The 9,091-nt window shown below is 71.0% G+C and carries 11 protein-coding genes; 6 read left to right on the top strand and 5 right to left on the bottom strand.

Annotation, left to right across the window (positions count from 1 at the left end):
* A partial coding sequence (locus CH341_RS13475; protein ID WP_146604470.1) for a DUF763 domain-containing protein occupies window positions 1–466 on the top strand: 466 nt, incomplete at its 5' end.
* A 203-nt stretch (window positions 467–669) separates the two neighbouring features.
* On the opposite strand, the gene CH341_RS13470 is transcribed toward CH341_RS13475, so the two are convergent.
* The gene (locus CH341_RS13470; RefSeq protein WP_170149615.1) at window positions 670–1,647 is read right to left on the bottom strand and encodes a Bug family tripartite tricarboxylate transporter substrate binding protein; all 978 of its coding nucleotides are present in this window, start codon (window positions 1,645–1,647) and stop codon (window positions 670–672) included.
* Between the two features lie 93 nt (window positions 1,648–1,740).
* Window positions 1,741–2,724: a LysR family transcriptional regulator gene (locus CH341_RS13465; RefSeq protein ID WP_111419539.1), complete on the bottom strand. Its 984-nt coding sequence runs from the start codon at window positions 2,722–2,724 to the stop codon at window positions 1,741–1,743.
* Window positions 2,725–2,900: 176 nt separating this feature from the next.
* On the opposite strand from CH341_RS13465, the gene CH341_RS13460 reads away from it, so the two are divergent.
* The 4 genes from CH341_RS13460 to CH341_RS13445 all read left to right on the top strand — a co-directional run bounded on the left by CH341_RS13460 (window position 2,901) and on the right by CH341_RS13445 (window position 5,154).
* Window positions 2,901–3,335, top strand: a complete 435-nt coding sequence (locus CH341_RS13460) for a DoxX family protein (RefSeq protein ID WP_111419538.1) — start codon at window positions 2,901–2,903, stop codon at window positions 3,333–3,335.
* A gap of 139 nt (window positions 3,336–3,474) precedes the next feature.
* Window positions 3,475–3,999 (top strand): VOC family protein, encoded by a 525-nt coding sequence (locus CH341_RS13455; RefSeq protein ID WP_111419541.1) that lies wholly within the window; start codon window positions 3,475–3,477, stop codon window positions 3,997–3,999.
* Between the two features lie 43 nt (window positions 4,000–4,042).
* Window positions 4,043–4,594, top strand: coding sequence for an NADPH-dependent FMN reductase (locus tag CH341_RS13450; RefSeq protein WP_111419537.1), 552 nt, complete (start codon window positions 4,043–4,045; stop codon window positions 4,592–4,594).
* 140 nt (window positions 4,595–4,734) lie between these two features.
* Window positions 4,735–5,154: a VOC family protein gene (locus CH341_RS13445; RefSeq protein ID WP_111419536.1), complete on the top strand. Its 420-nt coding sequence runs from the start codon at window positions 4,735–4,737 to the stop codon at window positions 5,152–5,154.
* Between the two features lie 33 nt (window positions 5,155–5,187).
* Here the strand turns inward: CH341_RS13445 and CH341_RS13440 are convergent, their stop codons facing one another.
* Window positions 5,188–6,024 (bottom strand): citryl-CoA lyase, encoded by an 837-nt coding sequence (locus CH341_RS13440; protein WP_111419535.1) that lies wholly within the window; start codon window positions 6,022–6,024, stop codon window positions 5,188–5,190.
* Between CH341_RS13440 and CH341_RS34205 the strand changes: the two genes are divergently transcribed.
* Window positions 5,954–6,202 (top strand): hypothetical protein, encoded by a 249-nt coding sequence (locus CH341_RS34205; RefSeq protein WP_170149613.1) that lies wholly within the window; start codon window positions 5,954–5,956, stop codon window positions 6,200–6,202. The two genes, CH341_RS13440 and CH341_RS34205, sit on opposite strands and share 71 nt — an antisense overlap.
* A gap of 24 nt (window positions 6,203–6,226) precedes the next feature.
* Here CH341_RS34205 and CH341_RS13435 read toward each other — a convergent pair whose 3' ends face one another.
* On the bottom strand, window positions 6,227–7,429 hold the full coding sequence (locus CH341_RS13435) for a CaiB/BaiF CoA transferase family protein (RefSeq protein ID WP_210208283.1): 1,203 nt from the start codon (window positions 7,427–7,429) through the stop codon (window positions 6,227–6,229).
* Between the two features lie 229 nt (window positions 7,430–7,658).
* Window positions 7,659–9,035: a formimidoylglutamate deiminase gene (locus tag CH341_RS13430; protein ID WP_111419533.1), complete on the bottom strand. Its 1,377-nt coding sequence runs from the start codon at window positions 9,033–9,035 to the stop codon at window positions 7,659–7,661.
* Window positions 9,036–9,091 lie beyond the last annotated feature (56 nt).

Below are 9,091 nucleotides of genomic sequence, written 5' to 3'. Positions count from 1 at the left end.
GCGCCGCCTGCACGGCGCGCTCGCGGCGGCGGCCGAACGCGGGCCGGCCGATTTCCCCGGCCTGCTGCTGACTCCCGGCGTCGGCGCCCGCACGGTGCGGGCCTTGGCGATGGTCGCCGAGGTGGTGCACGGCGCGCCCTGCCGCTTCAGCGATCCGGCCCGCTTCTCGCTCGCCCATGGCGGCAAGGACCGGCATCCCTATCCGGTGCCCCTGAAGGTCTACGACGAGACCATCACGGTGCTGAAATCCGCCGTCCGCAACGCGAAGCTCGGCCACGACGAGGAGATGTCGGCGCTGCAGCGCCTCGACGCCCAGGCCCGCGCGCTCGAGCAGAGCGCCACCGGCCCCTCGGTCGACGCGCTGATCGCCGACGAGCGCCGCCGTTCCCCCGATTACGGCGGCCGCAGCGTCTTCGGCTGGGAGGCGGAGATTTCAGGGCGGACGGGGCAGCGCGGGAAGTCGTGAGACGCGGCGGCGACGCCGCCGCTTCGTATTCAGAGCCGGTACACGCTCCGCTTCACCTCTCCCCGGCGGGGAGAGGTCGGATCGCGAAGCGATCCGGGTGAGGGGGTGCCCACGCCGGCGTCTGAACCCCTCACCCCGAACGCGCACTGACGTGCGTGTCCGACCCTCTCTCTTCGGGAGAGGGTAAGAGGTGCGCCCCGCCCTCAGTAGAAATTGATGTTGGTCGCCTTCACCAGGGCCTGGGTGGCGGCGATCTCGGTCTTGATCAGGGCGTCGAACTCGGCGGCGCCGATCGGCATCGGGTCGACGCCCTCCTGGGCGAGCTTCTCGGCGAGGCCGGGCGTGAGCATCGCCTTGCGGGTCTCGGCGTTCATCTTGTCGACGATCTCGCGCGGCGTCTTCGAGGGCACGAACATGCCGGTCCAGAACGTGTAGTCGGAGTTCGCGAAGCCGAGCTCGGTGGTGGTCGGCACGTTCGGCAGGGCCGAGCAGCGCTTCGGTGTCGTCACCGCGAGCGCCACCAGCGAGCCGTCGCGCACGAAGGTCAGCGCCGAAGCGATGCTGGAGCACGAGAAGTCGACCCGGCCCGTCATCACCTCGACCAGCGCCTCCGGCATGCCGCGGAACGGCACGTGGACGCCCGGGAAGCCGGCCGCGTAGCGGAACCGCTCGGTGCTCACATGGGTGGCCGAGCCGACGCCGGCGGTGCCGAACGTGAAGCCGCCGGGCTTCGTCTTGGCGGCGGCGACGAAGTCGGCCAGCGTCTTGTAGCCGGAGGCCGGGCGCACCACGATCACGTTGGGCGAGGAGCCGAGCGCCGCGACGGCCGAGAGGTCGCGGGCGACGTCGTAGCCGAGCTTCGGATAGACGACCGGCGTCGCCGAATGCATCGACGAGTTGATCAGCACCGTGTAGCCGTCCGGCTCGGCGCGGGCGACCGCCGCGCCCGCGATGGTGCCGCCGGCGCCGGGACGGTTCTCGACGATGATGTTCTGACCGATCAGGCGCGACAGCGGGTCGAGCGACATGCGGGCGACGATGTCGATGGTGCTGCCCGCCGACAGCGTGACGATCGCCTTGATCGGCTTCGACGGCCAGGTGTCGGCGCGGGCGCCGCGCAGCAGGGCGGGAGCGGCGAGCGCGGCCCCGGCGAGCTGAAGGCTTCGACGACGGGTGAGCATCACGGCCATCCTTCCAGATCCGATGAATCCGGGCCCGGATGCTAATGCGCTACCGTCGCGTGCGACATACGCAGTGTTCACATACGCAGTATCTCAGGGGTCGCGCGTCGCGACCCGGCGGTCGTGATCAGGACCCTGGCCCGCCACCGCATCCGCGTTCGCCGGCTCGCGCTCCCACGGCGGCACCGGAGCGAACTGCCGGGCCAGATGGTCGATGCAGGCGCGCACCTTGGCGGGCGGGCGGCGGTCGGCCGGGTAGGCCGCGAACACCCCGTCCATCACGAACGGCTCCTCGTCGAGCGTCAGCGGCACCAGGAGCCCGGCCCGGATCTCGCGCCCGACCAGGAAGCTCGGCATGTAGACGATGCCCTGCCCGCCGACCGCGGCGACCACCAGGGCGTCGCCGTTGTTGGCCTTGAGGCTGCCTTTCACCTCGACGACATGGCGGCCGTCGCGGCCGAACGCCCAGCGTCCGGCACCGACCCGCTGCGACAGCGTATAGCCGAGGCAGTCGTGCCGGCCGAGGTCGGCGATCGTCGCCGGCGTGCCGCGCCGCTCCAGGTAGGACGGCGCCGCGCAGACGATCACGCGGGACGGCGCGAGGCGCCGCGCCACCATGGTGGAGCTCTGCATCCGGCCGATGCGCACCACCATGTCCCAGCCCTCCTCGATGAGATCGACGACGCGGTCGTTGAGGCCGAGATCGACGGTGAGGTCCGGGTGGCGGCGCGAGAACTCCGGCAGCAGCGGTGCGATCTCGCGGATGCCGAACGAGAAGGGCGCGTTGAGGCGCAGCGTGCCGCGCACCTCGACAGTCTCGATCGAGGCGGCCGCGTCGGCCTCCTCCAGCTCGGCGAGGATGCGTTCCACCGATTCGAGATAGCGCCGCCCCGCCTCGGTGAGGGTGAGGCGCCGCGTGGTCCGGTGCAGCAGCCGGGTGCCGAGCCGGGACTCCAGCGCGGCCAGATGCTTGGTCGCCATGGTCTGCGACATTCCGAGCGCCCGCCCGGCCGCCGACAGGCTGCCCAGCGCGGCCACCCGGGCGAAGACCTGCATGCCGGTCACCCGATCGAGCATGTTTCCCCGTGGCTCCCCGGCGCGTCTAGGCGCCAGCCGGTCTGGTCGCCGCCCCGGCCACCTCACACCAAGGGTATGAAATAATATCCGAGCCAGGGGAATAATCAAACCAGGGAAACGATGGCACATTCGCCCCATCGAAACCGGCATTGACCCCCTGCCCCACGGAGCCCCCGATGATCGACAATCGCACCGCCCCTTACGCCGCGCTGCTGCTTCGCGTCAGCCTCGGCGTCATGCTTCTGGCCCACGGCCTTCTGCTGAAGGCGATCGGCTTCGGCTTCGCCGGCACGGCCGGCTACTTCCAGAGCCTCGGCTATCCCGCCGTTTTCGCCTATCTGGTGATTCTCGGCGAGATCGGCGGCGGCCTCGCTCTGATCCTCGGCCTGTGGACGCGCTGGATCTCGCTGCTGCTGCTGCCGATCCTGATCGGCGCGACGCTGCAGCACATCGGCAACGGGTGGGTGTTCTCGGCCAAGGGCGGCGGCTGGGAGTTCCCGGTGTTCTGGATCGCGACGCTGCTGGTCCAGGCCCTGCTCGGCGACGGCGCCTATGCCTGGCGGCCCTCGTTCCTGGTCCGCCCCGTCGCCCGGGTGGCCGAAGCGCGCTGATCCGCGTTGCCCCGCGAACCCTCGCGACGATCGTGCCGGCGGCGCCGAGCGGCCGCCGGTACGATGCCGGCGCAAGCCGCGACAAGACCGCGAGCCTGCGACAGGCGAAGTCACCGGAACCGTGATCGAGGAGAGCGACATGCCCAACGCCTCGCTGACCAGGATCGAGCCGAGCCTCACCCCCGCCCCCATCGCGGCGGGGACGCGGATCGGCCACGTCCATCTCAAGGTGGCGGATCTCGACCGGGCGCTGGGCTTCTGGTCCGGCGTGCTCGGCTTCGAGCTGATCCAGCGCTACGGCAGCCAGGCGGCCTTCGTCTCGGCCGGCGGCTATCACCACCACATCGGCCTGAACACCTGGGAGAGCAAGGGCGGGTCGCCGCCGGCCCGCGGCACCACCGGGCTCTACCATGTCGCGATCCTCTACCCGAGCCGGGCCGCGCTCGCCGACGCGCTGCGCCGCCTGATCGCGGCCGGCATTCCGCTCGACGGCGCCAGCGACCACGGCGTCAGCGAAGCGCTCTACCTGCGGGACCCGGACGGCAACGGCGTCGAGCTCTATCGTGACCGCGACGAGGCCGACTGGCCGCGCACGGCCGATGGCCGCCTCGCCATGGTGACCCGGCCGCTCGACCTCGACGACCTGCTCGCCGAACCCGCCTGAGGCCGGCGGCGTTCGCCCCCCGAACCCCACAAGGAGACCCCCAGTGAGCCAGACCAAGATCGCCGTCGTCGTCGGCAGCCTGCGCCGCGACTCGTTCAACAAGACGCTCGCGGCCGCCCTCGCCAAGCTGGCGCCGGCCGACGTCGTTCTGACCCCGGTCGAGATCGGCGACCTGCCGCTCTACAACCAGGACGACGACGCGAACCAGGCGCCGAGCGTGAAACGCCTCAAGGCCGAGATCGCCGCCGCCCAGGGCGTGATCTTCGTGACGCCCGAGTACAACCGCTCGGTTCCGGGCGTGCTGAAGAACGCCATCGACCACGCTTCGCGCCCCTACGGGCAGAGCGCCTGGGGCGGCAAGCCGGCCGGCGTCATCGGCGTTTCGGTCGGCGCCATCGGCACGGCGCTGGCGCAGCAGCACCTGCGCAACATCCTGGCCTATCTCGACATGCCGACGCTGGGCCAGCCCGAGGCCTTCATCCAGGCGAAGGACGGCCTGTTCGACGCCGACGGGTCGATCGGCGCGGCCAGCCGCGACTTCGTGAAAGGCTGGCTCGACCGCTACCTCGCCTTCGTGAAGACGCACGCCGGCTGAGGCGGACATCGAGTCCTCCGGCATCGCTCCGGAACGACTAAAAAAAGACGGGCCGGCTGTCGGATCGACGCCGGCCCGTTCGTCTTCCAGGATGAGCCGCCGCTGTCCGACCGGGGCGCGGCCAGCCTGGAGGAGGATCCATGAAGGTCCAGCCCTATCTGTTCTTCGACGGCCGCTGCGACGAGGCGCTCGCGTTCTACAAGAGGACGCTCGGCGCCGAGCCCGGCATGCTGGTCCGCTTCAAGGACAATCCGGACGGGCCGAAGCCCGACGGCCTGCCGCCCGGATCCGGCGACAAGGTGATGCATGCGGAGATGCGGATCGGCGAGACCGTGGTGATGCTCTCCGACGGCCATTGCGGCGGCAAGCCGGTGTTCCAGGGCATGTCGCTGTCGCTGACCGTGGACGGCGACGACGACGCCGACCGAATTTTTGCCGCGCTCGCGGAGGGCGGCCGCGTCCAGATGCCGATCGGCAAGACCTTCTTCGCCTCGCGCTTCGGCATCGTCGCCGACCGCTTCGGCGTGTCCTGGATGGTCGGCACGACGCCGACCGGGTGAGGCTGGCGCAGCGGCGCCTTCAGCGCCGCGCGGTCACTCCGGCACCTGGCGCGGCCCCGGTCCCGTGTAGGTCCAGATCTGGTCGCGCGGGATCGGGCCCTTGTTGCGGTAGTCCGACTGGCTCTCCTCCCAGGCATGGGCGAGGCAGCCGACCGAGCGCGACAGCACGAACAGGCCGCGGCACAGCGGCGGCGGGAAGCCGAGCTCGGCGAACACGACGCCCGTGGCACCGTCGATGTTCATCGGCACGCGCTTGCCGCCGCGGCGCTGCGCGATCACGTCCTCGACGGTGCGGCCGATGGCGGCGAACAGTCCGCTCACGGCGCCCTCCTTCGCAGCCTCGTCGACGAGCGACAGGATGCGCGGCGCGCGCGGATCGAGATGATGGAAGCGATGGCCGAAGCCCGGCACGTGCTTGATGCCGCGCGCCGCCAGCGCCTCGATCTCCTCGGTCACGGCCTTGGTGATGGCCGCGGCGTCACGGGCCCCTTCGGGCAGCCGCGCCGCGACCGCGTTGAACAGCTCGACGCACTGCTCGCCGGCGCCGCCGTGGACGTCGCCCAGCACGTTGGTGGCCGACGCCATGGCGTTGTTGATGCCGACCCCGCAGGTCATCGCCATGCGGGCGATGGCGATCGACGGCGCCTGCGGCCCGTGGTCGACCGCCGCCACCAGGGCGGCCTCCAGGAGCTTCGCGGCCGGCTTCGACGGCAGCTCGCCTCTCGTCAGCAGATAGACCATCTCGGCAAAGCCGACCCGGCCGATCAGATCCTCGATCGCGTAGCCGCGATAGCGGATCATGCCCGGCTTCATCTCGATGATCGACGTCGCCCACCAGTCGGACGGCGACAGTTTCTGGCGTTCGCTCATGGGGTCCTCGGTATCGATGTGCGACGCGATCGCGCTGCCCGGTCGCAATGGAACTGGATCGCTCGATCCAGTGAAGGTCATTCCGGGGCGCGCCGCAGGCGCGAACCCGGAATCCAGCCACACGCTGCGACCTCGCCGCTGGATTCCGGGTTCGGTGCTCCGCACCGCCCCGGATTGACCAGAGCATGTTCGACGTCCGCGATCAGATCGCGCCGCCCTCGCGCAGCCGCGAAATATCCTCCGGCGCGTAGCCGAGCTCCTGCAGGATCGCGTCGGTGTCGGCGCCGAGCGCCGGCGGCGGCGAGCGCGGGTCCGGATCGCCGCTCTCCAGCTTGAAGCCCGAGCGCACGACCGGCACCTCGCGGTCGACCCCGGGGGCGCCGGGGAATCGCGTCACCAGCTTGCGCTCCTTGATGTGCGGATGCTCGAGCACCTCGGGAATCGACAGCACCTCGCCGGCCGGGATGCCCTTCGCGTTGAGCAGCAGCGACCACTCCTTGGCGGTCTTGCGCGCCAGCGCCTTCTCGATCTCGGCCTTCAGCTCGAAGCGACGCTTCTTGCGATCCTCGCGATCGACATAGAGCGGATCGGTGGCGAGCTCGGGCCGGCCGATCACCTGGCACAGGGCGACGTACTGCTCTTGCTTGTTGGCCGCGATGTTGAGCGGACCCGAGCCGGTGTTGAAGGTGCCGGAGGGGCTCGCCGTCATGTTCTCGTTGCCGATCGGCCGCGGCTGCACATGCGCGACCAGATAGTTCGACACCTGCCAGCCCATGGCGACCAGGGTCGATTCCAGCATCGACACGTCGATGAACTCGCCCTCGCCGGTGCGGCCGCGGCGCACCAGCGCGGCCGCGATGGCGAACGCCGCCGTGATGCCGCCCATGGTGTCGGCGACCGGGTAGCCGACCCGCAGCGGCGCCGTGGTCTCGTCGCCCGTCACGCTCATCACGCCGGCCAGTCCCTGGACGATCTGGTCGTAGGCCGGGTTGCCGTGCAGCGGCCCGGTCTGGCCGAAGCCCGAGATGGCGCAGTAGACGAGGCTCGGCTTGATCTCCTGGAGCGTCGACCATCCGAGCCCGAGGCGGTCCATCACGCCGGGGCGGAAATTCTCCACCAGCACGTCGGCGCTCTCGACGAGACGGCGGAACACCGCCTTGCCGGCCTTGTCCTTGAGGTTGACCGTGACCGAGCGCTTGCCGGCGTTCTGGGCCAGGAAGGAGACACCCATCAGCGCCTTGTTGAGGTCGCGATCGGCGCCGAGCTGGCGGGCGAGGTCGCCCGTGCCGGGGACCTCCACCTTGATCACGTCGGCGCCGAGCAGCGCCATCTGGTAGCAGCAGAACGGCCCCGCCAGCACATTGGTGAGGTCCAGCACGCGGATCGTGTCGAGGAGTGGGCTCAACGGTCTGCCCCATTCGTAACGTGCGGTGCCGGGAGAACATCGGGGGCATCGCGCATCGAGCTGCGGGCCGGCGCGAACCGTCGGCCGCGAGGATGGGTTTGATGTACACGATCGCGACGCGTCGGACGAGTGACGCCTCGTCGGGTCCGCCATCCGGACGAATGCGGAACGAGGCCGCGCAGCGGTTGCCGCACCGGTCCGGTGCGCTTTTGGCGGAGCGATGCCCTGCCTACTCCGCCAGGATCCGCGCCAGCGTCGCGACGTAGCGCGCCGTGATGGCGTCGCGGGCGCGGTGGCGGCCGGCTTCGACCACCAGCGAGCCGCCGGCCATCACGGTCTTCACCGCATCACGGCCGGCGACGAACAGCCAGAGATCGATCAGCCGGTCGATCGCCCGGTCGCCGCTCACGCAGGCGAGGTCGGGATGCGTGGTGTCGAGCACCACGAGGTCGGCGCGCTTGCCGACCGCGATGGCGCCGAGCGGCTGGGCGAGCGCCTGGGCGCCGCCGGACAGCGCCTCGGACAGCAGGCGGCGGCCGGTCGACTCGCCTTCGGCGGTCGCCATCACGTTGCGGGCCCGGTGGGCGAGGCGCTGGGAGTATTCGAGCTGGCGCAGCTCGCCGGCCGGGTCGATGTCGATGTTGGAGTCGGTGCCGACACCGAACCGCCCGCGGGCCTCCAGGTAATCCGCCCCGCGAAAGATGCCGTCGCCGAGCGACGCCTCGGTGAGCGGGCAGAGCCCGGCGACGGCGCCGGAGCGGGCGAGCCGCACGGTCTCGTCGGGCGTCATGTGCGTCGTGTGGATCAGCACCCAGCGATCGTCGACCGGCATCTCGTCGAGCAGCCATTCGACCGGGCGACGGCCCGACCAGGCGACGCAGTCCTCGACCTCCTTCACCTGCTCGGCGGCGTGGATGTGGACGGGTCCGTCGGGCGCGACGGCGAGCGCGGCGCGCAGCGTGTCGGGCGTGACGGCGCGCAGCGAATGCGGCGCGATGCCGACCTTTGCGCCCGGCACGGCGCGAACAACCTCGCGGCTGCGCTCGACCAGGCGGGCGAAGCGGTCCGGGTCGTTGAGGAAGCGGCGCTGCCCGGCGACCGCCGGCTGCCCCCCGAGGCCGCCGTAGCCGTAGAGCGACGGCAGCAGCGTCAGCCCGATGCCGGTCGCCGCCGCGGCCGCCGCGATGCGGCCCGCCATCTCGCCGCGATCGGCATAGGGCGAGCCGTCGATGTCGTGGTGGAGATAATGGAACTCGGCGACGGCCGAAAAGCCGCGCTCCAGCATCTGCATGTAGGCGAAGGCGGCGATCGCCTCGGCGTCGTCCGGCGTCAGCCGGGCGAGGAACCGGTACATCACCTCGCGCCACGTCCAGAAGCTGTCGGAGGCGGGCCCCCGCCGCTCGGCCAAGCCCGCCATGCCGCGCTGGAAGGCGTGGCAGTGCAGGTTCGGCACGCCCGGCAGCGCGAGCCCGGCGAGCGTATGCGCCCCGGCCGCGGGGGCGTCCGGCTCGACCGCCGTGAACCTGCCGTCGGCGACCGTGACCCGCACGTTTGTGGCGAACCCGGTCGGCAGCAGCGCCTGCGCGAGCATGTAGACCCGACTCATCGACCCCTCCGATTCCTGCGCACTCCCCTGGAGCGGGAAGGTCGACGCGCGAAGCG

Source organism: Rhodoplanes roseus (assembly GCF_003258865.1).
GTDB lineage: Bacteria > Pseudomonadota > Alphaproteobacteria > Rhizobiales > Xanthobacteraceae > Rhodoplanes > Rhodoplanes roseus.
Note: the sequence above shows the minus strand (reverse complement) of the source record. Positions and strands in the feature narration are given on the sequence as shown.